This is a genomic window from Rhizobium sp. Leaf262 (assembly GCF_001422245.1).
GTDB lineage: Bacteria > Pseudomonadota > Alphaproteobacteria > Rhizobiales > Rhizobiaceae > Agrobacterium.
Window position 1 is genome coordinate 15,809 of sequence record NZ_LMMM01000004.1, and the last position, 26,798, is coordinate 42,606.

26 protein-coding genes and 3 tRNA genes are annotated in these 26,798 nt (G+C 58.3%); 20 read left to right on the plus strand and 9 right to left on the minus strand.

The features are described from left to right. Positions 1 to 242 precede the first annotated feature (242 nt). A tRNA-Pro gene (locus ASF29_RS05635) sits at positions 243 to 319 on the plus strand. Between the two features lie 103 nt (positions 320 to 422). Here ASF29_RS05635 and ASF29_RS24655 read toward each other — a convergent pair. Beyond that, the gene (locus tag ASF29_RS24655; RefSeq protein ID WP_200925516.1) at positions 423 to 560 is read right to left on the minus strand and encodes a hypothetical protein; all 138 of its coding nucleotides are present in this window, start codon (positions 558 to 560) and stop codon (positions 423 to 425) included. A gap of 238 nt (positions 561 to 798) precedes the next feature. Between ASF29_RS24655 and ASF29_RS05640 the strand changes: the two genes are divergently transcribed. The 3 genes from ASF29_RS05640 (at position 799) to ASF29_RS05650 (ending at position 1,986) form a co-directional block, all read left to right on the plus strand. Next, positions 799 to 1,104: an ETC complex I subunit gene (locus ASF29_RS05640; RefSeq protein WP_062449925.1), complete on the plus strand. Its 306-nt coding sequence runs from the start codon at positions 799 to 801 to the stop codon at positions 1,102 to 1,104. Positions 1,105 to 1,116: 12 nt separating this feature from the next. Next, positions 1,117 to 1,193: transfer RNA gene (locus tag ASF29_RS05645), tRNA-Arg, on the plus strand. A gap of 142 nt (positions 1,194 to 1,335) precedes the next feature. Further along, positions 1,336 to 1,986, plus strand: a complete 651-nt coding sequence (locus ASF29_RS05650) for a DUF2161 family putative PD-(D/E)XK-type phosphodiesterase (protein WP_062449438.1) — start codon at positions 1,336 to 1,338, stop codon at positions 1,984 to 1,986. A 100-nt stretch (positions 1,987 to 2,086) separates the two neighbouring features. On the opposite strand, the gene ASF29_RS05655 is transcribed toward ASF29_RS05650, so the two are convergent. Further along, complete coding sequence (locus ASF29_RS05655) at positions 2,087 to 2,356, minus strand: DUF982 domain-containing protein (protein ID WP_062449440.1); 270 nt, start codon at positions 2,354 to 2,356, stop codon at positions 2,087 to 2,089. Here ASF29_RS05655 and ASF29_RS24845 point away from each other — a divergent pair. Continuing rightward, a complete protein-coding gene (locus ASF29_RS24845; protein ID WP_244473496.1) occupies positions 2,349 to 2,792 on the plus strand; it encodes a BON domain-containing protein in 444 nt (147 codons plus the stop codon). The two genes, ASF29_RS05655 and ASF29_RS24845, sit on opposite strands and share 8 nt — an antisense overlap. 39 nt (positions 2,793 to 2,831) lie before the next feature. Here the strand turns inward: ASF29_RS24845 and ASF29_RS05665 are convergent, their stop codons facing one another. Both ASF29_RS05665 and ASF29_RS05670 read right to left on the minus strand, forming a co-directional pair. Next, a complete protein-coding gene (locus tag ASF29_RS05665; protein WP_062449444.1) occupies positions 2,832 to 3,317 on the minus strand; it encodes a DUF192 domain-containing protein in 486 nt (161 codons plus the stop codon). Next, positions 3,317 to 3,895 (minus strand): cold-shock protein, encoded by a 579-nt coding sequence (locus ASF29_RS05670; RefSeq protein ID WP_062449446.1) that lies wholly within the window; start codon positions 3,893 to 3,895, stop codon positions 3,317 to 3,319. The genes ASF29_RS05665 and ASF29_RS05670 overlap by 1 nt, the downstream gene beginning before the upstream one ends. Positions 3,896 to 4,084: 189 nt before the next feature. Here ASF29_RS05670 and gloA point away from each other — a divergent pair, with 189 nt between their 5' ends. Then, on the plus strand, positions 4,085 to 4,525 hold the full coding sequence (gene gloA / locus ASF29_RS05675; RefSeq protein WP_062449448.1) for a lactoylglutathione lyase: 441 nt from the start codon (positions 4,085 to 4,087) through the stop codon (positions 4,523 to 4,525). A gap of 130 nt (positions 4,526 to 4,655) precedes the next feature. Next, positions 4,656 to 5,879 carry a YcbK family protein gene (locus tag ASF29_RS05680; RefSeq protein WP_062449450.1) on the plus strand — a complete coding sequence of 408 codons (1,224 nt, stop codon included), beginning with the start codon at positions 4,656 to 4,658 and terminating at the stop codon, positions 5,877 to 5,879. Positions 5,880 to 5,987: 108 nt separating this feature from the next. Here ASF29_RS05680 and ASF29_RS23815 read toward each other — a convergent pair whose 3' ends face one another. Together ASF29_RS23815 and ASF29_RS05695 are read right to left on the minus strand one after the other, a co-directional pair. Beyond that, positions 5,988 to 6,233, minus strand: coding sequence for a dynamin (locus ASF29_RS23815; RefSeq protein WP_082453397.1), 246 nt, complete (start codon positions 6,231 to 6,233; stop codon positions 5,988 to 5,990). A gap of 225 nt (positions 6,234 to 6,458) precedes the next feature. Next, positions 6,459 to 6,534: transfer RNA gene (locus ASF29_RS05695), tRNA-Lys, on the minus strand. Between the two features lie 238 nt (positions 6,535 to 6,772). Here ASF29_RS05695 and ASF29_RS05700 point away from each other — a divergent pair. Both ASF29_RS05700 and ASF29_RS05705 read left to right on the plus strand, forming a co-directional pair. Continuing rightward, positions 6,773 to 7,519: a cytochrome c biogenesis CcdA family protein gene (locus ASF29_RS05700; RefSeq protein ID WP_062449456.1), complete on the plus strand. Its 747-nt coding sequence runs from the start codon at positions 6,773 to 6,775 to the stop codon at positions 7,517 to 7,519. Positions 7,520 to 7,554: 35 nt separating this feature from the next. After that, a complete protein-coding gene (locus ASF29_RS05705; RefSeq protein WP_062449457.1) occupies positions 7,555 to 8,499 on the plus strand; it encodes an AEC family transporter in 945 nt (314 codons plus the stop codon). On the opposite strand, the gene ASF29_RS05710 is transcribed toward ASF29_RS05705, so the two are convergent. Next, positions 8,477 to 9,691 (minus strand): UbiH/UbiF family hydroxylase, encoded by a 1,215-nt coding sequence (locus ASF29_RS05710; RefSeq protein WP_062449460.1) that lies wholly within the window; start codon positions 9,689 to 9,691, stop codon positions 8,477 to 8,479. The genes ASF29_RS05705 and ASF29_RS05710 overlap by 23 nt on opposite strands. 211 nt (positions 9,692 to 9,902) lie before the next feature. Between ASF29_RS05710 and pcsA the strand changes: the two genes are divergently transcribed. The 9 genes from pcsA (at position 9,903) to ASF29_RS05755 (ending at position 20,434) form a co-directional block, all read left to right on the plus strand. Continuing rightward, entirely contained in the window at positions 9,903 to 10,628 is a 726-nt protein-coding gene (gene pcsA, locus ASF29_RS05715; RefSeq protein WP_062449926.1) for a phosphatidylcholine synthase, read from the plus strand. 180 nt (positions 10,629 to 10,808) lie between these two features. Continuing rightward, positions 10,809 to 12,368, plus strand: a complete 1,560-nt coding sequence (locus tag ASF29_RS05720) for an ABC transporter ATP-binding protein (RefSeq protein WP_062449928.1) — start codon at positions 10,809 to 10,811, stop codon at positions 12,366 to 12,368. Further along, positions 12,358 to 13,446: an ABC transporter permease gene (locus ASF29_RS05725; protein WP_062449461.1), complete on the plus strand. Its 1,089-nt coding sequence runs from the start codon at positions 12,358 to 12,360 to the stop codon at positions 13,444 to 13,446. Before ASF29_RS05720 ends, ASF29_RS05725 begins: the two co-directional genes overlap by 11 nt. Further along, the gene (locus ASF29_RS05730) at positions 13,446 to 14,366 is read left to right on the plus strand and encodes an ABC transporter permease (RefSeq protein ID WP_062449927.1); all 921 of its coding nucleotides are present in this window, start codon (positions 13,446 to 13,448) and stop codon (positions 14,364 to 14,366) included. Before ASF29_RS05725 ends, ASF29_RS05730 begins: the two co-directional genes overlap by 1 nt. A 36-nt stretch (positions 14,367 to 14,402) precedes the next feature. Continuing rightward, entirely contained in the window at positions 14,403 to 15,476 is a 1,074-nt protein-coding gene (locus ASF29_RS05735) for a BMP family ABC transporter substrate-binding protein (protein ID WP_062449463.1), read from the plus strand. 290 nt (positions 15,477 to 15,766) lie between these two features. Beyond that, a complete protein-coding gene (glmU, locus tag ASF29_RS05740; protein ID WP_062449465.1) occupies positions 15,767 to 17,134 on the plus strand; it encodes a bifunctional UDP-N-acetylglucosamine diphosphorylase/glucosamine-1-phosphate N-acetyltransferase GlmU in 1,368 nt (455 codons plus the stop codon). A gap of 92 nt (positions 17,135 to 17,226) precedes the next feature. Continuing rightward, positions 17,227 to 19,053, plus strand: coding sequence for a glutamine--fructose-6-phosphate transaminase (isomerizing) (glmS, locus tag ASF29_RS05745; protein ID WP_062449466.1), 1,827 nt, complete (start codon positions 17,227 to 17,229; stop codon positions 19,051 to 19,053). A gap of 168 nt (positions 19,054 to 19,221) precedes the next feature. Beyond that, positions 19,222 to 19,617, plus strand: a complete 396-nt coding sequence (locus ASF29_RS05750; protein WP_156462544.1) for a hypothetical protein — start codon at positions 19,222 to 19,224, stop codon at positions 19,615 to 19,617. 148 nt (positions 19,618 to 19,765) lie between these two features. Beyond that, entirely contained in the window at positions 19,766 to 20,434 is a 669-nt protein-coding gene (locus tag ASF29_RS05755) for a DUF502 domain-containing protein (protein ID WP_045229030.1), read from the plus strand. Between the two features lie 3 nt (positions 20,435 to 20,437). Here the strand turns inward: ASF29_RS05755 and ASF29_RS05760 are convergent, their stop codons facing one another. Both ASF29_RS05760 and recG read right to left on the minus strand, forming a co-directional pair. Beyond that, positions 20,438 to 20,698 carry a hypothetical protein gene (locus ASF29_RS05760; protein WP_062449469.1) on the minus strand — a complete coding sequence of 87 codons (261 nt, stop codon included), beginning with the start codon at positions 20,696 to 20,698 and terminating at the stop codon, positions 20,438 to 20,440. A 5-nt stretch (positions 20,699 to 20,703) separates the two neighbouring features. Then, positions 20,704 to 22,809: an ATP-dependent DNA helicase RecG gene (recG, locus tag ASF29_RS05765; protein ID WP_062449929.1), complete on the minus strand. Its 2,106-nt coding sequence runs from the start codon at positions 22,807 to 22,809 to the stop codon at positions 20,704 to 20,706. A gap of 170 nt (positions 22,810 to 22,979) precedes the next feature. Between recG and ASF29_RS05770 the strand changes: the two genes are divergently transcribed. Together ASF29_RS05770 and mfd are read left to right on the plus strand one after the other, a co-directional pair. Next, positions 22,980 to 23,297, plus strand: coding sequence for a succinate dehydrogenase assembly factor 2 (locus tag ASF29_RS05770; protein ID WP_062449471.1), 318 nt, complete (start codon positions 22,980 to 22,982; stop codon positions 23,295 to 23,297). Next, positions 23,294 to 26,791 (plus strand): transcription-repair coupling factor, encoded by a 3,498-nt coding sequence (gene mfd / locus ASF29_RS05775; RefSeq protein ID WP_062449472.1) that lies wholly within the window; start codon positions 23,294 to 23,296, stop codon positions 26,789 to 26,791. The genes ASF29_RS05770 and mfd overlap by 4 nt, the downstream gene beginning before the upstream one ends. Positions 26,792 to 26,798 lie beyond the last annotated feature (7 nt).

The window sequence follows — 26,798 nt, forward strand, 5'->3', positions numbered from 1 at the left end:
GTATTCACCGCGTCGTCATTCTTGATTTACTGGCGCAATAGTTAAGAAGCCGATAAACCAAAAACCTCTGGTTGCTATTTTTGCTTGTGATTTGATAGGTTTGTCTGGTTTTCAGCCTTATATGCCGATGTCTTGGGTAGACCGCCTCCGTTAAATCGAGAGACTGTGAAAAAACCGAATTTTTTTTGATTTTGCTGTTGCAGGCCCAGGGGTAACCGTGTATCTCCCCACCATCGAAAAGGCGGAGTGTAGCGCAGTCTGGTAGCGCATCTGGTTTGGGACCAGAGGGTCGGGAGTTCGAATCTCTCCACTCCGACCATTTTTAAAATCCCATAGACATCAGTGGGTTTCGATAACTTTCTCAAAAACGTGTTGAGTTTGCCGGGCGCCTTGAAGCGCCCTTTGCTTTTTCGTGCAGTATCTCAGCCAACGAACTGGAAATAGGCCCACGCGGCGACAAAGAAGGCGATCACAGCCAGGATGATGGCCAGCTTGCGGAGATGCGGGCGTGGCTGCTTGGGTGGCTGTGGCTTGCGGAACTTGATGACGTTTTCATTCATGGCGATGACCTTTCGAATTTCGGCCGATAAAACAGGCTCGATAGACGACGCGCAAGGTCTCCATAGATGTTTTCATAAGACCGGCTTTTTATGGTTTCCGTATCCGTAAGGAATGAGCGTCTTGACTTCAATGATGAGTCGGTCCAAACGAGTTTCAGCACTTTGGTAGTCGCTTGACGATTGTCTCGTGCTTGAAAAGGCGGAACGCCGCTTGATCGCAAGACCGGAGCAGTTTGAGATGTCTGCAAAAATTTACCGCCCAGCAAAGACGGCCATGCAGTCCGGCAAGGCGAAGACCAATCAATGGATTTTGGAATTCGACGCGGAAGTTCCACGCAAGATCGATCCCATCATGGGCTACACGTCGTCGTCCGATATGAAGCAGCAGGTCAAGCTGACATTCGAAACGCAGGAGCAGGCTGAGGCTTATGCCCAGCGCAAAGGCATCGATTACCGCGTCCTTCAGCCCCAGGAAGCCACTCGCAAGGTCGTTTCCTACACCGACAATTTCAAGTTCAGCCGCACACAGCCCTGGACGCATTGATTTCTCACTACAGGCCCCTTAGCTCAACTGGATAGAGCAACTGCCTTCTAAGCAGTAGGTCGCAGGTTCGAGTCCTGCAGGGGTCGCCACACCTTTCAATCATATGTGTGGATCTCAGAGCGCGTGTCGGTCTCGGCCACTCCTTTTGAATCCCAATTGTCGGCTTCGAAATGTCCGATTCCTGCTCTTGCCTATGCTGACGGCATGATTCCTCTGTTTGATCGCTGATTTATGGAAACTTCGCTCTACCTGCCCGTGAAAGCCTTTCTGGAATCTGCCGGATATTCAGTGAAGGGGGAGATCGGTGGATGCGACCTCGTTGGTATTACCGATGACGATGCGCCTGTCGTTGTAGTTTGCGAATTGAAGATGACCTTCAACCTCGAGCTCATTCTTCAGGCTGTGGACAGGGCGACTATGGCTGATGAGGTCTGGATCGCCGCCAAAATCTCGGCAAAGGGTAAGGGCCGGGAGGCTGATAAGCGGTATCGTGATCTTTGCCGCCGGCTCGGGATCGGCATGCTTGGCATATCCGATCGCGGCGATGTCAGTGTTATCGTCACTTCTATATCTCCGAGGCCACGGACAAATCCAAAACGACGCTCTCGGCTGGTCCGCGAACATCGGAAAAGGCAGGGCGACCCTGTGCTGGGTGGGAGCACGCGTGTTCCTGTCATGACGGCTTACCGTCAGCAGGCATTGGGATGCGCGGCGTTTCTGGTCCAAGGACCTTCGCGAGTTCGCGACGTCAGAGCAAACATTCCCGACGCGGCTAAAATCTTGCAGTCCAACGTTTATGGTTGGTTCGAACGACTGGATAGGGGTGTCTACGGATTGAGTGATGCCGGACGCGATGCGCTGATCCGGTGGCCTCAGAACTAAATCCCGACTCCCATGTTAGGAATGCTTCGTCTTTTAACCATGCGGTTACGATCTATTTGCAAATCACGGGAGCGGTAAAGCTCCCGTAGTCGCCGAGTTTTCAGTGCACGTTCAGCACATGCGCATGGTTGCTAGCAGCCATGAATGATTCGCGGGCGATTTCGAGATCGCATCGACCAGCAATTGCATCCAGGCAGTTTTGACGCGCCTGCTGATATTCACTGCCGTGATCGTTCGGCCAGCGGTACATCAGCATGTCGAGCGCGATCAGCGGGCTGTAGATTTCCAGTGCCGCACACAGTGGCAAATGGATCTCCACAGGCTTGATCCATTGGGCATGATGGCATGGTTCTGTTCTATGAATGAGCATCGGGTTCCTCCTTCCCTTAGTCCTCGTGGCGAACCTCAAAATCACGCAATGGTTCCCGCTCACGAAAAAAGTGAACGGAGGAGGGGTATCTTTTTTCCAAGATGAATGGAAAATGAATGAACCGAAGATGAACGAAAACACCACTGGGGCGTTATTAGCATACGCTCATGATGAAGGAGTCCCGATCATGTTCAACCTATCTGGTATTCAGGAAAGCTTTTTTGGCGAACGTATGGCCGGTGTTTGCCAGGCTATCACGTCAGCACTCGCCTTCGAATCGGGCCTCGAGAAGTCCAATATTTCGGCGTCCGTCGATAACGATGTGATTTATCTGGAAGGTACGGCTGATTCGGTGGAAGCAATCGATATTGCCATCAACCTCGCATCATCAATCTCGAATTGCCGCATCCTGAGCCATATCGAGCCTTGCTATTGATCTGCTGATGGGCCGGGCGAGTGCGCCCGGCAAATATGCCTAGCGGGCGTTACCCATCGCTTTGCTTACCACGGCATCTCCTCGGGCAATGCCAAGAGATTTCGCTTCGCCGCCGTTTATCTCCAGCACATAACGCACAGCACCACGTGAGCTGATAATATCTTCCGAGTGCGGAACGGCGTTAGGATGGATATGCGTGATCTTCCCATCCTTCGATATAAAAAGCATGTCGAGCGGTATAAGCGTATTGCGCATCCACATCGTGACTTCACGATCTGTCCCAAAATCAAACAGCATCCCGTTCATAGGCGCCATGGTTTTGCGGAACATCAGGCCTTGTTCGCGCTGCCTGTTCGTCGTAGCCAGTTCCACGGTGAAATCGTGGCTCTTCCCGTCAGCAGTCTGGATTGTGACCTGCCCTGAAGGAAGCGCTTCCTGCGCGGCAAGCGAGATGGTGCCCAGAAAGCAAAAAGTGAGCGCTGCAACAGCACTCACTGCGAATTTCGACAGGATATGTCTGAACATCAGTGCGCCATTCCGATCGGGGCCGGATTATCGGGGTGAATCTCTGCGGCCATCAAGCCCTTGTCACCATCGCCAAAACGAACGAGCACGACCTGACCGGGCCGCAGCTCCGCAAGACCGAAGCGACGCAAGGTCTCCATGTGAACGAAAATGTCTTCCGTTCCTTCGCCACGTGTCAAAAAGCCGAAACCCTTGGTGCGGTTGAACCATTTCACGATGGCCCGCTCCAAGCCGCTGGATGGGGTGACCTGAACGTGGGTACGCACCGGGGGCAACTGCGACGGGTGAACAGCCGTGGACTGGTCCATGGAAAGAATTCGGAAGGTCTGGTAACCGCGATCCCGGCGCTGGATCAGCGCCACGATGCGCGTGCCTTCCAGAATGGTCTGGTATCCGTCGCGGCGCAGGCAGGAAACATGGAGGAGAACATCCTGCATGCCGTTGTCAGGCACGATGAAACCAAATCCCTTGGCAACGTCGAACCACTTCACGATCCCGGTAATCTCGATGAGGTCTACCGAATCGGCCGAAAGGTCTTCGAATTCGACTATATTTTTCGACGGCATTCTATCAGCCATTTCCGCCCAGCCCCTCTACGCACGCACCACTACCGGTCAACTGATTCCCTGAAGATAGATTAACATCTTGGTAACGGTTTCGCGCAAGCCCTAGTTTTTGATTTATCCACCTGCTTTTATGTCTTCGGGCTTGCTCAAGGCTGACTTACCTGCCGTAACGGCAGTGTTAAAAGTATGAAGGAGAACGACATGCGGTATCTACACACGATGGTTCGGGTCAAAGACCTCGAAAAATCCCTGAATTTTTATGGTACTATTTTCGGTCTCGAAGAAGTGCGCCGGATAGAGAACGACAAGGGTCGATTTACACTGGTATTTCTGGCGGCGCCCGACGACGTGCCTGCGGCGCGGGACAACAAGGCACCCTGCCTTGAGCTCACCTATAACTGGGATAGTGAGGATTATACCGGCGGTCGCAATTTCGGTCATCTTGCCTATGAGGTGGACGACATCTACGAAACATGTGCCAAGCTCAAGGCCGCTGGTGTCACGATCAACCGCCCGCCGCGGGATGGTCACATGGCGTTCGTGCGTTCGCCGGATGGTATTTCCATCGAGATATTGCAAAAAGGCGCAAGCCTTGCACCAGCCGAACCGTGGATATCCATGGAGAATACCGGCGCCTGGTAAGCTGATTCCGCTTGGATGATGCCTTTAAGTCCCACCACGCTGGCGACGCTGGACGAAAATGTCTATCCAGCTTCGGCAGCGTTGTGATAGAGGGTCGGTGGGGTTGAAACGCATTTGCGGAGGCTTTGCCTTGAAAATCGTCAACGATCATCGGGCATGCATGGCTCAACGCTGTCTTGCCGCGGCATTGCTTCTCGCGCTTTCGGGCTGTGTTTCTGCGGTGTCGGAAGACAAGACTGTATCGGCAACCGCTACCGCAGCAGACCCTGCTGTCGCAGCAGCATCACCGCAGCAACCCAACGTGACGCATCAGGGGCAAAGCGGCGGATATGTAGACCCAGCCATGGTTTCGGCATCCGCTGCCCGACAGGCCGCACCGCAGCCTGTTACCTCCGCGCAAGGGCAGGGGACGCAGCAAGTCTATGGTCAGCCTCCGCAGATTTCTGGACTTTCCACTCAGCCGACGGGCATTTCTGCAAGCTCGCTCAGCATTTATGCCAATTCAGCGCCTGGCATGGCGGCTGATATCTCAGCTGCGCCCGCGCAGGTATCCGGTGCCAGCAGTATTCCGGCCTATGCTCCCGCGCCAAAGGTGACGCCAGCCCTCAATAGCGTTTATTCTGCGCCGGTTGTCGCTCCGTCCCAACCTACTGCCCCTGCAGGCATCGAGCAGCATTCTGCCAATGCCGCCTCTACCCCGGCCGCGACACCCGCTCTGGCAGGTCGTACCGCGCCCGAAAAGAGTACCGTGCCGACTGATCCAAACGGGGTTCCGATCGCCGCGTTTTTTGCCAATGCTGCAAGGAAGCGCGGCTCCAGCGCAACGGCTGGGCTGACGCAAGTGGCCGCTCTGCCCGGTGCCGGACGCCAAATGTCGGGAATTGCTCTTGGCGGCCGTGCTTCTATGACGGATGAGTTCGACGACACGCATGTCGATGAGGATGACAAGCCTGCGGGCTTGATGAAGCTCGCCTCGCTGTCAGGCCTCAGCCGAGTCGCGCCCAATGGCTTGCTGGTGCAGACTGAACAGGTGAACGTCGGTTGCTTCAAGCCGGAAATGATCCGTCGTATCAAGGAGGTCGAAGCCCATTACGGCAGGCCTGCAATGGTGACCTCCGGTTATCGGCCACCCCGTGCGACCACGCAGGGGTCCAAACATTACACTTGCGACGCCGCCGATATTCAGGTCAGCGGCGTATCGAAATGGGAACTCTCCAACTACTTGCGCTCCTTGCCGGACCGTGGCGGCGTGGGCACCTATTGCCATACCGAATCCGTTCACATGGATCTGGGTGAGCCGCGTGACTGGAACTGGCGCTGCCGCCGAACGGCAAAGGCCTCCAACGCCCTCTAGTTTCGATACCGTACGGAAACGTAAAACGCTCCACCATGGATATGGCGGAGCGCTGTTTTATTGTTTGCCGTCAATGTCATTGCGGCTCTATGCCCGGAAAGCCGACGCTTATGGCGTCGAAGGAGCCGGAGTGGCTGGCGCAGGCGTTGCGGGGGCCGGTGTCGCCGGAGCCGGTGTTGACGGTGCTGGTGTCGCCGGGGATGGCGCAGGCGTTGCTGGCTGCGTGCTCGTCGCTGGCGGCGGAGAAGCAGGCGTCCCGGTGGTGCTCGTTGTGTTGGAGCCCGTCATAAAATAGGCAATCGCCAGAATGACGACGATAGCCGCAATCACGATAGTCACAGTACGATTGTTCATAAGCGCTTCCTCCAAATCATCCCCGGCCGATAATCGGCGGGATCGATGATCCACATAACAATGTGGTATCAGCGTGATTGGTTTCAACTGGAGGATTATTGCACAGTCGAAAAATTCGAATTCGCAACCATTAAGACAGAAGAATCACCGAGGGGTGTCAGCTTCACTGTGCTGGCGGAACGGGGAGGCAGTCACAAGGCAGGGCAGGTTTTTGCGGAGAGAAAGTGGTGAGAGGCGTGGGACTCGAACCCACGACCCGCGCATTAAAAGTGCGCTGCTCTACCAGCTGAGCTAGCCTCTCTCACCATTTTAGTATCAAGCGTTTCAATCGCCTTATCGGCAAAATTTCGCTCTTCCCGAGTGACGGCGAAGCGCCCTTCGGAAGTGCGCGGAACATAGGTAGACGTTCGTCTGCGGTCAACCCATAAAAACGCGATTATTTCGCCTTCCTGCGTTTTTTTGTCGCTGATACAAAAAGGTGATTGGTGGCAAGGGGTTGGCGGCGTTAAATGCGTTTCGAAATGTAGCGGAGTCCTGCCTTGTCCATAGCCGATATATCCCTTTTCACAGCGCTGCTGGCGGGTGCGCTGTCCTTTCTGTCGCCCTGCGTTCTGCCGCTTGTGCCGCCTTACCTGTGCTATATGGCCGGTATTTCCGTGGAGCAGTTTCGCGATGAACGCTACGAGGCAAAGCCGCAGGTGCGCAAAGCGGTCATATTGGCAGCGCTGTTTTTCACGCTGGGATTTGCGACGGTTTTCGTGGCGTTGGGGGCGGGGGCGTCGAGCATCGGCATGGTGCTGCGGCAGAACCTCGATATTTTGGCCAAGATCGGCGGCTTCATCATCATTCTGATGGGGCTGAATTTTCTCGGCGTGTTCCGAATCGGCCTGTTTTCGCGCGAGGCGCGGTTTCAGAGTGGTGGTAAACCTGCGACGCTGTCCGGCGCTTATGTGATGGGCCTTGCCTTTGCCTTCGGCTGGACGCCCTGCATCGGGCCGGTGCTGGGTGCCATTCTGGGGGTTGCCGCATCGCGCGAAACCGTGGGTGAGGGCGCAATGCTGCTTGCCGTCTATTCGGCGGGACTTGCCATTCCCTTCTGGATTGCTGCCGCCTTTTCGGGAAGCTTCATGCGCTTTCTGACGCGCTTCCGTCGCCATTTGGGCGTTGTGGAAAAGGCCATGGGCGTGCTTCTCATTCTCACCGGTATCGCCTTCATGTCTGGTTTCATCACCAATGTGGCGATCTGGTTTCAGGAAAGCTTTCCAATCCTGATGCAAATCGGCTAAATCCGCCCAGGCATCGCATAGGGCGAGGGGGAGCCATGGCCGACATCGCCGGATTGCTGTTTCCGTTTTTCGGGCTGATCTTCATCGGCTATCTGGCCGGGCGCGTCACCAGACAGCCTGCCGAAGCGATGGGATGGCTGAACACCTTCATCATCTATGCCGCTTTGCCCGCGCTGTTCTTCAAGCTGGTTGCCAAGACGCCCGTGGAGCAATTGGCGCGGATGGATTTCGTTGGCCTCAGCCTACTGGCGACCTATTCCATTTTTGCGCTGCTGTTCGTGATCGGCTATGTCATCCGCCGCAACAGTTTGGCCGATGTGACGATCCAGAGCTTTGCCGGTAGCTACGGCAATATCGGTTACATGGGTCCGGGGCTGGCGCTGCTAGCTTTCGGAGAGCGGGCGGCGGTTCCGGTGGCGCTGATCGTTTGTCTTGAGAATGCCATGCACTTCATCACCGCACCGGCGCTGATGGCGGTGGCGGGTGGAGACAAGCGTTTACCACTGAAACTCGCGGGAGACGTGACGAAGAAGGTGCTGACGCATCCGTTCATTCTCTCGGTGATCGCAGGCTTTCTGGCCGCCGTCATTGCGTGGCAACCGCCGCAGCCGGTGCAGCAACTGGTGGATTATCTGGCGCAATCGGCAGCACCCTGCGCGCTATTTGCCATGGGGGTAACGCTGGCTTTGCGGCCCTTGAAGCGCGTGCCGGTGGAGATCAGCTATATTGTTCCGGCAAAGCTTCTTCTGCATCCGCTGCTGGCCTACGCCATTTTGTCGTCGTTCGGTTCGTTCGACCCGATCTGGGTCTCGACGGCGGTGCTGCTGGCCGCCTTGCCGACGGCAACGAATGTGTTCGTCATCGGCCAGCAATATCAGGTCTGGCAGGAGCGGGCATCGGCGACGATCCTTATTTCGACCGTGCTTTCCGTCTTCACCGTGTCGCTGGTGCTTTACGTCATCCGTTCCATGAGCGTCTGAGGCTGCCAACCAGCAGCGATGGTAGCGCCTTCAACCCACGGCCCGGCTCGATGCCTTCGCGCATGACCAGACCGCGCAAAGGCGCGACGTTGGACAGCACATGCAGACCAGCAGCACGCGCCACCTGCATCGGCAGGAAGCCTGACAGAAGCGAGCGGTTGAGCAGATCGACGCTCAGGGTGCGGCTCACCACGTCGGCGCGGCGACGGCGGTCGAATTTTGCACCGGCATCCGATGGAATGGGACCGCCCGTCAGGGTGCCGAGCAATTCGGTCAGTACGATGATATCGCGCAGGCTGAGATTCAGGCCCTGTGCACCGATGGGCGGAAAGCCGTGGCCTGCTTCGCCAATCAGCGCTACGCGGCCCTTGCCGAAACGATGCGCCGTCATGCTGGAGAGCGGCCATGTCTGCACATCGTCTTCAACGGTGACGGAACCGAGCATGGATTGCATGCGCTCTTCCACGCGTTGGCTCAGTTCCTCCAGTGGCAGTGCGGCGAATTCCGAGGCCTGCTCGGGCGTCACTACCCAAACAAGGCTGGAGCGGTTGCCGTTCAGCGGGACCTGCGTGAAGGGGCCGGTCGGCGTGTGAAACTCGGTCGAGACATTGCCATGCGGGCGGGTATGGGCGAAGTTCAAAACCAGCGCCGTCTGAGGATAGGACCATGAGCGCACGCCGATATTGGCGACATCGCGCACCTTGGATTTGCGACCGTCAGCGCCAATCAGAAAGTTGGCGGAAATCTGCTCGCCATTATCGAGCGTGATGGTGGCGTCGTGCTCGCCGATGTCGATGGTCTCGGCCACGCCATCGATGAGGGTAATGTTATTCTCTTGCGAGACTGCTTCGCCAAGCGCCTTCAGCAGCGCTTCATTCGGCATGTTCCAGCCGAAGGCGGGGAGGCCGATTTCCGACGAGCGAAAGGCGACGGTAGGTGCGCGCAGCAGGCGGTCGGTGCCATCGATGATCTGCATAGTAGAGAGCTTTGCGGCGGAAGGCTCGATCTTCGACCAAAGGCCAAGGCGGTCGAGAAAGCGGATGGATTGATCCATCAGTGCCGTGGTGCGTTTGTCCACCTTGTCGGTTTTCGGGGCAATCAGCGCGACGCTGCGGCCCGAGCGCGCAAGGGCAATGGCGGCAATCTGGCCGGCAAGGCCTGCACCAACGATAGCGATCTCGACGTTTTTCATCGTTCCATTCCACTTCACGCGCAAATCTGACTGTGAACATAAGCGTTTAGCCCGACCAAATCCAGAAGGCAGATGTGTCGTGTGCGCCATGATGCTGATGTAAAATCAATATTAGTCCTAGGATAAGGCCTGAGGAATGGTTGCAAACAGCGGTGAATGGTCGCATACCGGAGGGACTGACCAGATAAAGAGTGAGGCGTCTGCGCTGCTTATGAAAATATTCAAATACAAGCGCGTGCCCTATGCCGAAATGCGGGCCTTTTCGGTCCACATTCTCACTGCCTCCGGGTCTTTTCTTGCCTTTCTGGGTGTTGTTGCCGCTGCCGAACACCGCTTTGTCGATATGTTCTGGTGGCTGGGACTGGCGCTTGCCGTCGATGGTATCGACGGTCCCATTGCCCGCAAGGTGCGGGTGAAGGAAGTGCTGCCGAACTGGTCTGGCGATACGCTCGACAACATCATTGACTACGTGACCTATGTCTTGCTGCCTGCCTTCGCGCTCTATCAAAGCGGCATGATTGGTGAGCCTTGGTCCTTCGTGGCTGCGGGCATGATCGTGGTGTCCAGTGCCATTTACTATGCCGATATGGGCATGAAGACGGACGAGTATTTCTTTTCGGGCTTTCCTGTCGTGTGGAACATGGTGGTGTTCACCCTCTTCGTTATCGATGCCAGCGCGACGACCGCGATGATTGTCGTGACGATTTCGGTGGTCCTGACCTTCCTGAATATCAATTTTCTGCATCCGGTGCGCGTCAAGCGCCTGCGGTGGTTGAATATGGCTGTATTCCTGGCCTGGTGCGTGTTGAGCGGATATGCGCTGCTATTGCATTTTGCCTCGCCGGACTGGGTGGTTGCGGGCGTCGTGATCACCGGCATCTACCTCTATTGCATCGGTGGCATCATGCAGCTTTTCCCGTCGCTTGGTGCGCGTTAACGTCAGTCGTTCAAAACCTTCGTTCGAACGTCTTTTAGAGTTGTGCGCAGCAATAAAACCGGTATTTAGTATCGATTAAGGGCACTGCCCAAATTTAGTGCATGGTTATCGATCCAGTCGTTCGACACTTCGAAGAAAGTGCGGCGGCGGGTTGGAAAAGGGGAACAGGTGACGGGATCGGTGACGTCTGGGGCCACGCCTCTATTGTCCGTTCGCCAGCTGACCAAGCTGTTTGGAACATTCGGCGCTTGCAATGCGATCGATCTCGATATTGCGCCCGGTGAAATTCATGCGCTGCTGGGTGAGAACGGTGCTGGAAAATCCACTCTGGTCAAGATGTTGTTTGGCGTGCTGGAACCATCGGCAGGAGATATCCTGTGGAAGGGTGAGCCGGTTCGCATCGCTTCTCCGGGCGAGGCGCGAAAGCTCGGCATCGGCATGGTCTTCCAGCATTTCTCGCTGTTCGAAGCGCTGACGGTTGCCGAAAACATCGTGCTATCGCTGGACCCGAACATTTCACTGAAAGAAATTGCCCGCGAGGCTGAAGCGCTTTCCAAGGCTTATGGGCTGCCGCTCGATCCCTACGCCCATGTGGCCGACCTTTCGGTGGGCGAGCGCCAGCGCATCGAAATCGTGCGCGCACTTTTGCAAAACCCGCAGCTCATCATTCTGGACGAGCCGACCTCCGTGCTGACGCCGCAGGAAGCGGATCGCCTGTTCGAAACGCTGGCCAAGCTCAAGGCCGAAGGGCGTTCGGTTCTCTACATCAGCCACCGTCTGGAAGAGGTGCAGCGCATCTGCGACCGCGCAACCGTGCTGCGCCACGGCGAGGTGACGGGCGCTTGCGATCCGCGCAAGGAAACGCCGTCTTCGCTGGCGCGCATGATGGTGGGTTCGGATGTCGCGGGCATCCAACGCGATGACCATTGCACCATTGGCGATGTCAGCGTGGAAATGATCGGTCTTTCCGTTGCGGCCCGCACGCCCTTTGCCGTTTCTCTTAAAGACGTCTCCATGAAGGTCCACGCTGGCGAAGTTCTCGCCATTGCCGGTGTTGCCGGTAACGGGCAGGGGGAATTGTTCGACGCTCTTTCCGGCGAATATCCGGTGGCAAAGGATGATTCGATCTTTCTGCGCGGCAAGCCGGTGGGGCGCATGGGCATCAATGGCCGCCGCCTGCTGGGTGCGGGTTTCGTGCCGGAAGAGCGCCACGGCCACGCCGCCGTGCCGACCATGACGCTATCGGACAATCTGCTGCTGGCCCGCTGCCGCTCCGACAGAAAAGCCTTCCTCAGTGGCGGTTTTCTGAAGGTCATCCGCAGCTCCACCATCAAAAATGCAGCCAAGCGCATTTCCGCCTCCATGGATGTGCGCAAAAGTGGGGATGATCCGCTGGCCGGATCGCTTTCAGGCGGAAACCTGCAAAAGTTCATCGTCGGTCGCGAGTTGGACCGCCAACCGTCCGTACTCGTCGTCAACCAGCCGACATGGGGCGTGGATGCCGGGGCCGCCAGCCGCATTCGTCAGGCGCTGGTCGATCTCGCCAAAGCCGGTTCGGCGGTTATCGTCATCAGTCAGGATCTGGATGAAATCTTTGAAGTTGCCTCCAGCATTGCTGTCATCTCCGATGGGCGTCTGTCGCAGTCCTATCCGGCTGGTGAAATGAATCGTGAAAAGATCGGACTTTTGATGGGCGGTGTTCACGCGGGACATGCGGAGGCCGTCGCCCATGCGCATTGAACTCGAAAAACGCACCGGCGTTTCTAACCTCTTCGCCATCCTGTCGCCTCTGCTGGCGCTTTTCCTTACGCTGGTTTTCGGCGCCATCATGTTTGCGATGCTGGGCAAGAACCCGTTCAGCGCGCTCCACAGCTTCTTCATCGATCCGCTCTTGGAAGTCTGGTCGCTGCATGAACTGGCGATCAAGGCGGCACCTTTGATCCTCATCGCAGTTGGTCTGTCCATCTGCTACCGTTCCAACAACTGGAATATCGGTGCCGAAGGGCAGTTCACCATCGGTGCGATCACCGGCTCCATTCTGCCGGTTCTCTATCCGCAGTGGCAATCGCCAATGATCCTGCCGCTGATGCTTATCATGGGGGCTGCGGGTGGTGCGCTGTATGCAGGCATTCCGGCGCTGCTCAAAACCCGTTTCAACACCAATGAAATCCTGACCAGCCTGATGCTGGTCTATGTCGCGCAACTGTTTCTGGACTGGCTGACGCGGGGCATCTGGCGTGATCCTGCGGGCTATAATTTCCCGCAGACGACAGCCTTCAACGAAAGCGCAGTGCTGCCGGAAATTCTGGAATCGGGTCGCGCCCATTGGGGCATCGTCTTTGCCATCATCGCGGCCATCGCGCTGTGGTTCATGATGCGCTTCATGCTGAGGGGATTTCAGGTCACGGTGCTTGGCCAGTCGCCACGGGCAGGGCGCTTTGCCGGTTTCTCTTCGCGCGGCATGGTGTGGTTTTCGTTGGTGCTATCGGGCGCGCTGGCAGGGCTTGCCGGTATTTCGGAAGTCTCGGGCTCCATCGGCCATTTGCAGCCGTCGATCTCGCCCGGCTACGGTTTCACCGCCATCATCGTTGCGTTTCTGGGCCGCCTGAACCCGCTCGGCATCATCGCGTCGGGCTTCGTGCTGGCGCTGACCTATCTCGGTGGCGAGGCGGCGCAGCTTTCCATCGGCGTGTCCGATAAGGTCACGCGCGTGTTTCAAGGGCTGATGCTGTTCTTCGTGCTCTCCTGCGATACGCTCATCATCTACAAAATCCGCATCCGTTTCGGGCGCGGCAACAGCAGCGAAGGGGCCGCATGATGGATATGTTTCAGGCGATCCTTCTCACCGTCATTACCGCCGCAACACCGCTGGTCATTGCCGCTCTCGGCGAGCTGGTGACGGAGCGCGCAGGCGTTCTGAATCTCGGTGTCGAGGGTATGATGATCATGGGCGCGGTCTGCGCCTTTGCCGCCGCGCATATCACCGGTTCGCCTTATATCGGCATCGTCGCGGGCATCGCGGCTGGAGCCGTCTTCTCGTTGCTCTTCGGTTTCCTGACGCTGACGCTCGTCACCAATCAAGTGGCGACGGGGCTGGCTCTGACCATTCTCGGCCTCGGAGTATCAGGCATGCTAGGGGAAAGCTTCGTGGGCCTGCCCGGCGTCAAGCTGCCGCCCATCGTCTTTCCGGTTCTGTCGGAGATTCCGGTCATCGGGCCTGCGTTGTTCCGGCAGGATCTGATTTTCTACATGTCGATTGCGCTTGTCATCGGCATTGGCTGGTTTCTGTTCAAAAGCCGCACGGGCCTGAAAATCCGCGCCATTGGTGATAATCACGGCTCTGCCCATGCGCTGGGTATCAACGTCATCCGCACACGCTACCTTGCCGTCATGTTCGGTGGTGCCTGCGCAGGGCTCGCCGGGGCGCAGCTTTCGCTGGTCTATACGCCGCAATGGGTGGAAAACATGTCTGCCGGGCGCGGCTGGATTGCGCTGGCGCTGGTGGTGTTTGCATCCTGGCGGCCATGGCGGGTTCTGGCGGGCGGATATCTCTTCGGGGCCGTCACCATCGGCCAGCTGCACGCGCAGGCTCTCGGCATCGGTGTGCCGTCCCAACTTCTTTCAGCAATGCCTTACATAGCGACTATTGTGGTCCTCATCATCATCTCCCATAATCGTCGCACAACGCTGATCAATACACCGGCATCGCTCGGCAAACCGTTCGTGCCGGACCGCTAAAAAACCAGGTTCACGCCTAACCAAGCAGGGGTAAAAATGAAGAAACTCATCATCGCACTGGCCGCCTCGGCCGCCGCAATCATCGGCGCGGTTCCCGCCGCCCAAGCCGCAGACGCCAAGAAGGTCTGCTTCGTCTATGTCGGCACCAAGACCGATGGCGGCTGGACGCAGGCGCACGACATCGGCCGTCAGGAATTGCAGAAGCATTTCGGCGACAAGATCGAAACGCCTTACCTCGAAAGCGTGCCTGAGGGCCCGGATGCCGAGCGCGCCATCGAGCGTATGGCCCGGTCCGGCTGTGAACTGATCTACACGACATCGTTCGGTTTCATGGATGCCACCGTCAAGGTTGCGCAGAAGTTCCCGAAGGTGAAGTTCGAACACGCAACCGGCTTCAAGAACGCGGAAAACCTCGCGACCTACAATTCGCGCTTCTATGAAGGCCGTTACATTCAGGGCCAGATCGCAGCCAAGATGTCGAAGAAGGGCGTTGCCGGCTACATCGCATCCTTCCCGATCCCTGAAGTCGTGATGGGCATCGACGCCTTCGTTCTGGGCGCACAGTCTGTGAACCCTGAATTCAAGGTCAAGGTCGTCTGGGCCAACACATGGTTCGACCCCGGCAAGGAAGCAGACGCCGCCAAGGCGCTGATCGACCAGGGCGTCGACATTCTGACCCAGCACACCGACACCACGGCCCCGATGCAGGTTGCAGCTGAGCGCGGCATCAAGGCTTTCGGTCAGGCATCCGACATGATCAAGGCCGGTCCAAACACGCAGATGACGGCCATCGTCGATACCTGGGGCGCCTACTACATCAAGCGCACACAGGCGCTTCTGGATGGCACATGGAAGTCCGAATCGATCTGGGACGGCCTGAAAGACGGCATTCTCACCATGGCGCCCTACACCAACATGCCAGATGACGTGAAGAAAATGGCTGAGGAAACCGAAGCCAAGATCAAGTCCGGCGAGTTGCACCCCTTCACCGGCCCGATCAAGAAGCAGGACGGGTCCGAGTGGCTGAAGGCTGGCGAAAAGGCTGAAGACAAGGTCCTTCTCGGCCTGAACTTCTACGTCGCAGGCGTAGACGACAAGCTGCCGCAGTAAGCATTCGCTTGCTCTCCATCGTCATCCTCGGGCTTGTCCCGAGGATCTAAACACGCTTCTGCGGATGCGACGTAGCAGATGCCCGGGACAAGCCCAAGCATGACGACAGTGAAGTTTCAATAACGAAGCCGCGCCCGGAAACAGGCGCGGCTTTTTCCGTGCCCCGCTCACGGCAGGTTTCCAACATTCACGCAATTTCCATGGTTTCTTGACGCTCGACCGTTTATATCGGTCGCCGAATGCCTGCACTCTGATTTGCGGGCCTATGATTGCTTGTCTCGGAGATACCAATGGAACGCAGTTGCCTTGCCGTCATTCTCGCCGCTGGTGAAAGCACACGCATGAAGTCATCCATGTCGAAAGTGCTGCATCCGGTGGCTGGCCGGGCGATGATTGCGCATGTGATGCAGGCTGTCGCAGGTGCTGGCGTCAGCTCTGCCGCCCTCGTTGTGGGCCGTGATGCGGACAAGGTGGCGGATGCGGCGCGCGGGGCGGGCGTCAGCGTCGAGCCCTATCTTCAGAAAGAGCGTCTTGGCACCGGCAACGCCGTGCTTGCGGCGCGTGTGGCCATTGAAAGCGGTTACGATGATGTTCTGATTGCTTATGGCGACGTGCCGCTGCTGACATCCGAAACGCTCAACAAGGCGCGTCAGGCGTTGACTGATAATGTCGATGTCGTGGTCATCGGTTTTCACACCGACAAGCCGACCGGCTATGGTCGTCTGCTGGTGGAGAACGGTGAACTCGTTGCGATCCGCGAGGAAAAGGATGCGACGGAGGAGGAGCGCAAGGTCACCTGGTGCAACAGCGGCCTGATGGCGATCAATGGTCGCCGCGCGCTCGATCTGCTGACCCGCATCGGCAACAACAATGCCAAGGGCGAATATTATCTGACCGATGTGGTGGAAATTGCCCGCTCGCTGGGCGGCAAGGCCATCGCCATCGATGCACCTGAGACAGAACTGACCGGCTGCAACAACCGCGCCGAACTCGCTTACATCGAAAAGCTGTGGCAGGAGCGCGCCCGCCATCAGTTCATGATCGATGGTGTCTCGATGATCGCACCGGAGACCGTGTTTCTGTCCTGGGACACCAAAATCGGGCAGGATGCGCTGATCGAGCCCAACGTGGTGATCGGGCCCGGTGTGACCATCGAATCAGGCGCCGTCATCCATGCCTTTTCCCATCTGGAAGGCGCGCATGTCAGCGGCGGCGCGGCGGTTGGTCCCTATGCGCGGCTTCGCCCCGGTGCCAATCTTGCCGCCAATTCCAAGGTTGGCAATTTCTGCGAGGTCAAGAAGGCCGAAATCGGCGAGGGTGCCAAGGTCAACCACCTGACCTATATCGGCGATGCCTTCGTCGGCGCTGGCAGCAATATCGGGGCAGGGACGATTACCTGCAATTACGATGGCATCAACAAGCACGAAACCCACATCGGCAAAAACGCCTTTGTCGGTTCCAACTCCTCGCTGGTGGCACCGGTGACAATCGGCGACGATGCCTATGTCGCCTCCGGCAGCGTGATCACGGATGATGTGCCCGCCGATGCACTGGCCTTCGGTCGTGCCCGCCAAGAGGTGAAGGAAGGTCGCGCCAGCGCTCTTCGCGCCCGTGCGCAGGCCATCAAGGATGCCAAGAAAAAGGCCTTGATATCGTAACGGATAGACATTGAAAGTGACCGTGGTTGCAATTGCGATTTTTGCGGAAATCGCTAGGACTTCGGTCAACAAAAAATACCTCGGAGAATTGCATGTGCGGCATTGTTGGAATCGTTGGAACGCAGCCGGTTGCGGAGCGCCTTGTGGATGCGCTCAAGCGTCTGGAATATCGGGGTTATGACTCCGCTGGCGTTGCAACCATCCATGATGGCGCACTGGCCCGCCGCCGTGCGGAAGGCAAGCTTTTCAATCTGGAAAAGAAGCTGTCGGAAGAGCCGCTTCCCGGCCTGACCGGCATTGCCCACACCCGCTGGGCAACCCATGGCGTGCCGAACGAAACGAACGCTCACCCGCATTTCGTGGATGGCGTTGCCGTCGTCCACAACGGCATCATCGAGAACTTCTCCGAACTGCGCGACGAACTGGCGGCAGAAGGTGCCACCTTCACCACGCAGACGGACACGGAAGTCGTGGCCCAGTTGCTGGCCAAGTTCACCCGCGAAGGGCTGGACCACCGCGCTGCCATGCTGGCCATGCTGAACCGCGTCACCGGTGCCTATGCGCTGGGCGTCATGTTCCAGGACGACCCCACCACGCTGCTGTCGGCCCGCTCCGGCCCGCCGCTCGCTATCGGTTACGGACGCGGTGAAATGTTCCTGGGGTCGGACGCGATTGCGCTGTCGCCCTTCACCAATGAAATCACCTATCTGGTGGATGGCGATTGCGCCATCCTCACTGCCAAGGGTGCTGAGATCATCGATTTCTCCGGCAATCCCGTCCAGCGTCAGCGCCAGATTTCGCAGGCGACGGCCTATGTGGTGGACAAGGGAAACCACCGCCACTTCATGGAAAAGGAAATCTACGAGCAGCCGGAAGTCATTTCCCATGCCTTGAGCCATTACGTGGATTTCGCCGAAAAGCGCGTGAAGGATGCCGATCCTGCCATTGATTTTGCCAAGCTCACAGGCCTTGCCATTTCCGCCTGCGGCACGGCCTATCTCTCCGGCCTCATCGGCAAATACTGGTTTGAGCGTTATGCGCGCCTGCCGGTGGAAATCGACGTCGCCTCGGAATTCCGCTATCGCGAAATGCCGCTTCTGCCGACGCAGGCAGCCCTCTTCATTTCGCAATCCGGCGAAACGGCGGACACACTGGCATCGCTGCGCTATTGCCAGGAAAACGGCCTGAAGATTGGTACGGTCGTGAACGTGCGCGAATCCACCATGGCGCGCGAATCGGATGCCGTGTTCCCCATTCTAGCCGGCCCTGAAATAGGCGTTGCCTCGACGAAGGCCTTCACCTGCCAGCTGGCCGTTCTGGCATCGCTCGCCATTGCCGCTGGCAAGGCGCGCGGCACGCTGACGGTTGAGCAGGAAACGGAGCTCGTTCGCAACCTGATCGAAATGCCACGCGTGATGAGCGAGGTCCTGAATGCCATTCAGCCGCAGATCGAAACCCTGTCGCGCGATCTCTCCCGCTTCAAGGATGTTCTCTATCTCGGTCGCGGCACCAGCTATCCGCTGGCGCTGGAAGGCGCATTGAAGCTCAAGGAAATCTCCTACATCCACGCCGAAGGTTATGCCGCAGGCGAGTTGAAGCACGGGCCGATCGCGCTGATCGACGAAAACATGCCGGTCATCGTCATCGCCCCGCATGACCGCTTCTTCGACAAGACCGTTTCCAACATGCAGGAGGTCGCAGCTCGCGGCGGCAAGATCATCTTCATCACCGACGAGAAGGGTGCGGCTGCCTCCAAACTCGAAACCATGGCGACCATCGTTCTGCCCAACGTCGACGAAATCATCGCGCCGATGGTCTTCTCGCTGCCGATCCAGCTTCTGGCCTACCACACCGCCGTCTTCATGGGCACGGATGTGGACCAGCCGCGCAACCTGGCAAAGTCGGTAACTGTCGAGTAACGATATTAGACGCGCAAAGGTTGTTTTTTAATCGAATTTATGAAAACTCCTGTCTTCGATCAGAGGGGAGTTTTCATGCAGTTCGATAAGTGGGCCATCAGATTTTTTGCTGCTTTCCTTATAGTTGGCCCACTTTGGATCGTATTCCCGTTTTTCAAAGACCTCCCGGTGCGACTCATTGCGCGTGACACCAGCCAGTTGAAGTTTCTGCCACTCTACCTCCTCTACGTCTTCAGCATTTATGTGGGCTTTCGACTGTGGCGTGGCGGCAAGACGGCTTACTGGCTGGCACTGGTAATCTATCTGTCCCAGATACCTTATATCGCGGCCGGTAGACTGGTGGTGAACTGGTCCACTGGCGTGGTCGTTCCGTTCTTCGTGCATCTGTATGATGGCGATATCCAATTTCATATCAAATTCGAGATCGGTTCCTGGGCGTCCTTCTTCGTCGTCTCGCCGCTGTCCGAAACCATCATCGGTGTCAATCTCCTGGCGATTCTGGCCTGCGTGGTGATCTATAGGTTCATGCGGGCAAGGGGTGACGTTGCACCTGAACCCACATAGTCTCTCGCAACTGTGAACCCATTTTGCAGACGTTAGATGCTGCGAGCGGGTTGGCGCAGGATTATTCACTTGAAAGGCGGAACGCGTTTCGCCACTGTCCGTTTCAAGATCTCTTCATTGTTGAAGTCTCTCGAATTTATACGGATTCATGACCGAAATCCCCGTCAAAATTTCCTTCGCAACGCGCTTGCGCAACAGCTTTCTGACCGGCGTGCTCATCCTTGCGCCGGTCACTATTACCATGTGGCTGGTCTGGACATTCCTGCAATGGGTGGACAGCTGGGTTAAGCCTTATATTCCGGCGCGTTACGACCCCGAGCAATATTTCGATGTTGCCATTCCCGGCTTCGGCCTTCTGGTGGCGGTCATCGGTATCACACTGATCGGTTTTCTGGGCAACAACCTCATCGGCAAATGGATCGTGGGTTTCGGTGAGTCCGTCCTCAACCATATGCCCTTTGTTCGTCCGATCTATAAGAGCATCAAGCAGCTTTTCGAGTCGGTTCTGAAAGAACATTCCAGCTCGTTCAAAAAAGTCGGTCTCATCGAGTTCCCATCACCCGGCACGTGGGCCATGGTTTTCGTGGCGTCGGATGCTAAGGGCGAACTGGCATATCGCTTCAATGAAATAGGTCAAGAAATGGTGGCCGTGTTCCTGCCCCCGACGCCGGTGCCGACTGCGGGCTTTCTGCTCTTCGTGCCCAAAGACAAGATCATCATGCTGGATATGTCACCGGAAGACGGTGCTAAACTGCTAATTTCCGGCGGCCTCGTTGCGCCGGATTTCGAGCTGCCCAAGGCGATTGCGCCGGTTTGACGATCAATCGTCTTCAAAAACCTCGCCGCCAGCGGTCGATGTCGCATGGAACACCGGCACGAACACGCGCATGTAGACGAAGCGCACGCTCCAGCCCTTTTCCTGCGCTTCTGCCCAGGCTTTCTTGCGACCCGGCTTCTTGAAGCTCTTGCCGATAGCCTTCTTCTCGCTTTTGGCAAAGGTCTCCGGTTGCAGCACGTTGTCAGGTGAACACAGAGCGTAGCCCTTGGAGAAGGCGGCTGGCGGTAGGGGCATGTCATTCATGATCGTTAGCCTGCATGGAGGAAACGGATCGCCTCGTCACGGCGATGGAGGTAGAGCAGGGTGCGCAGATTGCGGCCTCGCTCGCTTGATAGTTCCGGGTCGCGTTCGATGATGTAGGCGGCGTCCTTGCGGGCGATTTCCAGGAGGTCGGCGTGGGCTTCGAGACTGGCGATGCGGAAGCCGGGCGTGCCGGATTGGCGGGTGCCCAGAAGCTCGCCTTCGCCGCGCAGCTTCAAATCCTCTTCGGCAATCAGAAAGCCGTCTTCGCTGTCGCGCAAAATGGAAAGGCGTGCCTTGCCGTTTTCACTGAGCGGCCCCTTGTAGAGCAGAATGCAGGTGGAGGCCTCATCGCCACGCCCCACGCGACCGCGTAGCTGGTGGAGCTGGGCGAGGCCGAAGTTTTCGGCATGTTCGATGACCATGATGGTCGCATCCGGCACGTCCACGCCCACTTCGACCACGGTCGTCGCCACCAGCAGGCGGGTTTCGCCGCTCTTGAAGGCGAGCATTGCTGCATCCTTCTCCGGCCCGCTCATGCGGCCATGGATGAGGCCTATGTCTGCGCCCAGTGACTTTGAGAGAACGGCGTGGCGCTCTTCGGCGGACATGAGATCGGATTCTTCCGACTCCTCCACCAGCGGGCATATCCAGTAGGCTTTCTTGCCCTCGGACAGCGCGCTTTTCAGCCGTGCCACAATATCGCCAATGCGCTCGGTGGGAATGGTCACGGTCGTGATCGGTTTACGGCCAGCCGGTTTTTCGGTGAGCTTGGAAACATCCATATCTCCGAAGGCGGCGAGAACCAGCGTGCGGGGAATGGGCGTTGCCGTCATGACCAGCATATGCGGTGAGATGCCCTTGGCGGTCAGCCGCAGACGCTGGTGCACGCCGAAACGGTGCTGCTCATCCACGACAGCCAGCACGAGGTTCTTGTAGCTGACGCTATCCTGAAACAGCGCATGGGTGCCGATGATGATCTGCGCCTCACCGGAGGCGATGCGCTCCTCGATCTCGCGGCGTTCCTTGCCCTTGGTGCGCCCTGTCAGCACCTCACAGGAGATGCCAGCGGCAGCGGCGAATTTCGAGATCGTCGCGAAATGCTGGCGGGCGAGGATTTCGGTGGGGGCCATCAGCACGGCCTGACCGCCAGCCTCGACGGCGGTGGCCATGGCCATCAATGCCACCAGCGTCTTGCCAGCGCCGACATCGCCCTGCAGCAAGCGCAACATGCGGTCTTCGCCCGCGATATCGGTCAGAATATCTTTCACCGCAGCACTTTGGCTCGCCGTCATCGAAAACGGCAGGTTTGCCAGAATCTTCGCGGCAAAATCGCCCTTGCCACGGATGGGCTGGCCGGTGACCTTGCGCAGCCTTTGCCGCACCAGCGCCAGCGAAAGCTGACCGGCCAGAAACTCGTCATAGGCCAGACGTCGCCGGGCAGGGGCTTGCGGGTCGATGTCGGTCTCGTCACGCGGATCGTGAAGCTCTCGGAACGCATCTGCCACATGTGGAAAGCTCTGGCGGGCGGCCAGTGTTTCATCGATCCATTCGGGAAAGACCGGCATTTTGGTCAGCGCACCATCGATCGCGCGTCTCAGGACCTTGGGTGAAAGCCCAGCGGTCAGGGGATAGACCGGCTCGACCAGCGGCAGGTTTTCAGCCTCCGAGACCTTTACCATGAAATCTGGATGCACCATGGAGGCGCGACCGTTGAACCAGTCCACCTTGCCGCTGACCATCACCTCTTCGTCCACCGGCAGGGCTTTGGACAGCCAGTCACCCTTGGCGCGGAAGAAGGTCAGCGCCAGCTCGCCGGTCTCATCATGCAGGAACACGCGGTAGGGTGCAGAACGATTGCCCGGCGGTGCGGGCTGGTGGCGGTCGACACGTCCCTGAATGGTGACAATGGCGCCCTGCGGCGCATGCGCGATGCCGGGGCGGTTGCGCCGGTCGATGATGTTGTAGGGCGCATGAAACAGAAGGTCGACGACGCGGCTTTCCTCGACGCTTTCCCGGCCCAGAAGCTTCGCCAGCAAATCGGCAAGCTTCGGCCCTACGCCGGTCAGCGTGGCAACGGTGGCAAACAGCGGATCAAGGAGGGCGGGGCGCATGGCGAGCAAAATCGGGGAAGGGCGAACGCAATGCAAGACCGTTACAGCGATAAACTCGGTTTATCACCGGCAGTTTTTGGCTCGTGCTACAATATTTCGATAAAAACCGGTTCCCAATCGTTCCTGTCCTGTTCTATAGGAAAGGCCAAGTCAACAAACGGGTGAATGCGATGACAGGACTGGTGCGCACGAGTGCCGACCTCGATCCGAGGCGCAGGCGGATTCTTTATCGGTGCTGGCATCGCGGTATCCGGGAAATGGATCTCGTTCTCGGCCAGTTTGCGGAAGAGAACATCGCGAACCTTTCCGATGAACAACTGGACGAGCTCGAAATCATCATGAACGAGGAGGATCAGGACCTCGTGCAGATGGTGACGGGCGCGCAGGCGATCCCGGAAAAATTCCAGACGCCCCTGTTTCAGACCATCATTTCCTACCGCCCGGATTTCGATCTGGTCACTGCCCAGAACGGACATAGCCCAAAATGATAGCCGGATTCGATGTCAGGCTGGTGGCATCGGCCGATACGCCGTTGACCATTGGCAACGTGCCCTCGGGCACGGAAGCCTTCTTGCTCGCGGATTTGGCGCGGCAGGGCACGCCCGTGGCCTATGTGCTCTCCGATGGCCAGCGCGTGGCCGATCTGGAGCAGATGCTTGGCTTCATTGCGCCTGACATTCCCGTTCTGAGCCTACCCGCCTGGGATTGCCTGCCTTACGACCGCGTGTCACCCAGCGCGCATGTGTCCGCTCGCCGCCTGGCAACCCTGTCCGGCCTCATCCACCATCAGAAAAAGCCGCACCCGGCCATCGTGCTCGTCACCGTCAACGCCATGCTGCAAAAGATGGCACCGCGCGATGTCATCGAAAGCCTCGCCTTCTCCGCTAAACCCGGCAACCAGATCCGCATGGACGATATTGCCGCCCGGCTGGAGCGTAACGGTTTCGACCGCGTGGCGACGGTGCGCGAAGTGGGTGAGTTCGCCGTCCGCGGCGGCATTCTCGATGTCTTCGTGCCCGGAACGGAAGAGCCGGTGCGGCTGGATTTCTTCGGCGATACGCTCGAGAGCATCCGCACCTTCGATCCCGCCAGCCAGCGCACCATCGGTCAGGCCCGCTCGCTCGACCTGAACCCGATGAGCGAAGTGACACTGACGCCGGATACGATCAGCCGGTTCCGCAAGAATTACCTCTCGCTCTTCGGTGCCGCGACGCGGGATGACGCGCTTTATCAGGCGGTGTCCGAGGGACGTCGCTACGCGGGCATGGAACACTGGCTGCCGCTGTTTTACGAGCATCTGGAAACGGCCTTCGATTATCTCAAGGGCTTCCGCATCGTCACGGACCACACGGCGCGAGAAGCCGCCGTCGAACGCTCCAAGCTGGTGCATGATTATTTCGAGGCGCGGCAGCAATCCGGCCAGACGAAGGGCGCAACGCAGGGTGCGCCCTACAAGCCCGTGTCGCCCAGCCAGATTTACCTCGGCGGCAAGAGCTTTGCCGAGACGCTGGACGCCGTCAACGCCGTGCGGCTGACGCCATTCAACGAGCAGGATTCCAAGGATAAGCCGGTCGCCACGCTGGATGCCCATGTCGGTCCGCGTTGGGCAAAGTCACAGACGGAAAGCGAGAGCGAAGAGCGCGTCAACGTGTTTACGCTCGCGGTCAAACACATTGCCGAGCGCCGCTCCAAGGGTTGGAAGGTGCTGATCACCGGCTGGTCGGAAGGCTCGCTCGACCGGCTGTTGCAGGTGCTGAACGAGCACGGGCTTGAAAACATCAAGACCGTGACCTCGCTGAGAGAGGTCGAGAAACTCGGCAAGGGCGAGGCGGCGGCTGCGGTCTTAAGCCTCGAAGCGGGTTTCGAAACCGGCAATCTCGCTGTCATCGGTGAGCAGGATATTCTGGGCGACCGCATGGTTCGCCGCTCCAAGCGCCGCAAGCGCGGGGCCGATTTCATCTCGGAAGTCGCCGGTCTGGATGAGGGCTCGCTCGTCGTCCATGCCGAACACGGCATCGGTCGCTTCGTTGGCCTTCGCACCATCGAAGCGGCAGGTGCGCCGCGCGATTGCCTCGAGCTGCATTATGCCGATGAGGCCAAGCTGTTCCTGCCGGTCGAAAACATCGATCTTCTCTCGCGTTACGGCTCGGATGCGGCGGAAGCCAATCTCGACAGACTGGGTGGCGGCGCATGGCAGATGCGCAAGGCCAAGCTCAAGAAGCGCCTGCTGGATATGGCGGGCGATCTCATCCGCATCGCCGCAGCGCGCATGGTGCGCCACGCCCCGACGCTTATTGCGCCAGATGGACTCTACGACGAATTCGCCGCCCGTTTCCCCTATGACGAAACGGAAGACCAGCTCAACGCCATCGAATCCGTTCGCGAAGATTTGGGTGCCGGTCGCCCGATGGATCGCCTGATCTGCGGCGATGTCGGCTTCGGCAAGACGGAAGTGGCGCTGCGCGCTGCCTTCCTTGCTGCCATGAACGGTGTGCAGGTGGCCGTCGTCGTGCCGACAACACTGCTGGCGCGCCAGCATTTCCGCACCTTCTCCGAACGTTTCCGTGGCTTGCCGATCCGCGTTCAGCAGGCGTCGCGCCTCGTTGGCACGAAGGAACTGGCGCTGACGAAAAAGGAAGTGGCCGAAGGCAAGACGGATATCGTCGTCGGCACTCACGCGCTGCTCGGCGCTGGCATCAATTTCGCCAATCTCGGTCTTCTCATCATCGATGAGGAACAGCACTTCGGTGTGAAGCATAAGGAACGGCTCAAAGAGCTGAAGAGCGACGTGCATGTGCTGACGCTGTCGGCCACGCCCATTCCGCGCACCTTGCAGCTTGCCATGACGGGTGTACGCGAACTGTCGCTGATCACCACCGCACCGGTGGACCGTATGGCGGTGCGCACCTTCATCTCGCCGTTCGATGCGCTGGTCATCCGCGAAACGCTGATGCGTGAGCATTATCGCGGCGGCCAGAGCTTCTATGTCTGCCCGCGTCTGGCTGATCTCGCTGACATTCACGCCTTCCTGCAATCGGACGTGCCGGAACTGAAGGTCGCCGTGGCGCATGGCCAGATGGCAGCGGGTGAGCTGGAAGACATCATGAATGCCTTCTATGACGGCAAATATGATGTGCTGCTGTCCACCACCATCGTCGAATCCGGGCTTGATGTGCCAACCGCTAACACGCTGATCGTTCACCGGGCTGATATGTTCGGCCTTGCGCAGCTGTATCAGTTGCGTGGGCGTGTCGGACGCTCCAAGGTTCGCGCCTTTGCGCTGTTCACGCTGCCGGTCAACAAGGTGCTGACGACAATGGCGGAGCGCCGCCTGAAGGTTCTGCAATCGCTCGACACGCTGGGTGCTGGCTTCCAGCTCGCCAGCCACGATCTGGATATTCGCGGTGCGGGCAACCTGCTCGGCGAAGAACAGTCCGGCCACATCAAGGAAGTCGGTTTCGAGCTTTATCAGCAGATGCTGGAAGAGGCCGTGGCCGAGGTGAAGGGCGAGGACGATGTCATCGACAGCGGCTGGTCGCCGCAAATCTCGGTCGGCACATCGGTCATGATCCCGGAAAGCTACGTGCCGGATCTGCATCTGCGCATGGGTCTGTATCGCCGCCTTGGCGAGTTGACCGATCTCGGCGAAATCGACGGTTTCGGCGCCGAGATGATCGACCGCTTCGGTCCGCTGCCGAAGGAAGTGCAGCACCTACTCAAGATCGTCTACGTCAAGTCGCTGTGCCGCACGGCCAATGTCGAAAAGCTGGATGCCGGTCCGAAGGGCGTCGTCGTGCAGTTCCGCAACAAGGAGTTCCCGAACCCGGCGGCACTTGTGGGCTATATCGGCAAGCAAGGCTCCATGGCCAAGATCAGGCCTGACCATAGCGTGTTCCTGACCCGTGATCTGCCGACGCCGGAGAAGCGTCTGGCGGGTGCGGCGATGGTGATGACGCAGCTGGCGGAGCTTGCAAAGTCGTAATTTTGGA

Coding starts and splice junctions, on each gene's coding strand:
- ASF29_RS24655 (WP_200925516.1), bottom strand. CDS start 560: ATGAATGAAAACGTCATCAAGTTCCGCAAGCCACAGCCACCCAAGCAG.
- ASF29_RS05640 (WP_062449925.1), top strand. CDS start 799: ATGTCTGCAAAAATTTACCGCCCAGCAAAGACGGCCATGCAGTCCGGC.
- ASF29_RS05650 (WP_062449438.1), top strand. CDS start 1,336: ATGGAAACTTCGCTCTACCTGCCCGTGAAAGCCTTTCTGGAATCTGCC.
- ASF29_RS24845 (WP_244473496.1), top strand. CDS start 2,349: ATGAGCATCGGGTTCCTCCTTCCCTTAGTCCTCGTGGCGAACCTCAAA.
- ASF29_RS05655 (WP_062449440.1), bottom strand. CDS start 2,356: ATGCTCATTCATAGAACAGAACCATGCCATCATGCCCAATGGATCAAG.
- ASF29_RS05665 (WP_062449444.1), bottom strand. CDS start 3,317: ATGTTCAGACATATCCTGTCGAAATTCGCAGTGAGTGCTGTTGCAGCG.
- ASF29_RS05670 (WP_062449446.1), bottom strand. CDS start 3,895: ATGGCTGATAGAATGCCGTCGAAAAATATAGTCGAATTCGAAGACCTT.
- gloA (WP_062449448.1), top strand. CDS start 4,085: ATGCGGTATCTACACACGATGGTTCGGGTCAAAGACCTCGAAAAATCC.
- ASF29_RS23815 (WP_082453397.1), bottom strand. CDS start 6,233: ATGAACAATCGTACTGTGACTATCGTGATTGCGGCTATCGTCGTCATT.
- ASF29_RS05705 (WP_062449457.1), top strand. CDS start 7,555: ATGGCCGACATCGCCGGATTGCTGTTTCCGTTTTTCGGGCTGATCTTC.
- ASF29_RS05710 (WP_062449460.1), bottom strand. CDS start 9,691: ATGAAAAACGTCGAGATCGCTATCGTTGGTGCAGGCCTTGCCGGCCAG.
- pcsA (WP_062449926.1), top strand. CDS start 9,903: ATGAAAATATTCAAATACAAGCGCGTGCCCTATGCCGAAATGCGGGCC.
- ASF29_RS05725 (WP_062449461.1), top strand. CDS start 12,358: ATGCGCATTGAACTCGAAAAACGCACCGGCGTTTCTAACCTCTTCGCC.
- ASF29_RS05730 (WP_062449927.1), top strand. CDS start 13,446: ATGGATATGTTTCAGGCGATCCTTCTCACCGTCATTACCGCCGCAACA.
- ASF29_RS05735 (WP_062449463.1), top strand. CDS start 14,403: ATGAAGAAACTCATCATCGCACTGGCCGCCTCGGCCGCCGCAATCATC.
- glmU (WP_062449465.1), top strand. CDS start 15,767: ATGGAACGCAGTTGCCTTGCCGTCATTCTCGCCGCTGGTGAAAGCACA.
- glmS (WP_062449466.1), top strand. CDS start 17,227: ATGTGCGGCATTGTTGGAATCGTTGGAACGCAGCCGGTTGCGGAGCGC.
- ASF29_RS05755 (WP_045229030.1), top strand. CDS start 19,766: ATGACCGAAATCCCCGTCAAAATTTCCTTCGCAACGCGCTTGCGCAAC.
- ASF29_RS05760 (WP_062449469.1), bottom strand. CDS start 20,698: ATGAATGACATGCCCCTACCGCCAGCCGCCTTCTCCAAGGGCTACGCT.
- recG (WP_062449929.1), bottom strand. CDS start 22,809: ATGCGCCCCGCCCTCCTTGATCCGCTGTTTGCCACCGTTGCCACGCTG.
- ASF29_RS05770 (WP_062449471.1), top strand. CDS start 22,980: ATGACAGGACTGGTGCGCACGAGTGCCGACCTCGATCCGAGGCGCAGG.
- mfd (WP_062449472.1), top strand. CDS start 23,294: ATGATAGCCGGATTCGATGTCAGGCTGGTGGCATCGGCCGATACGCCG.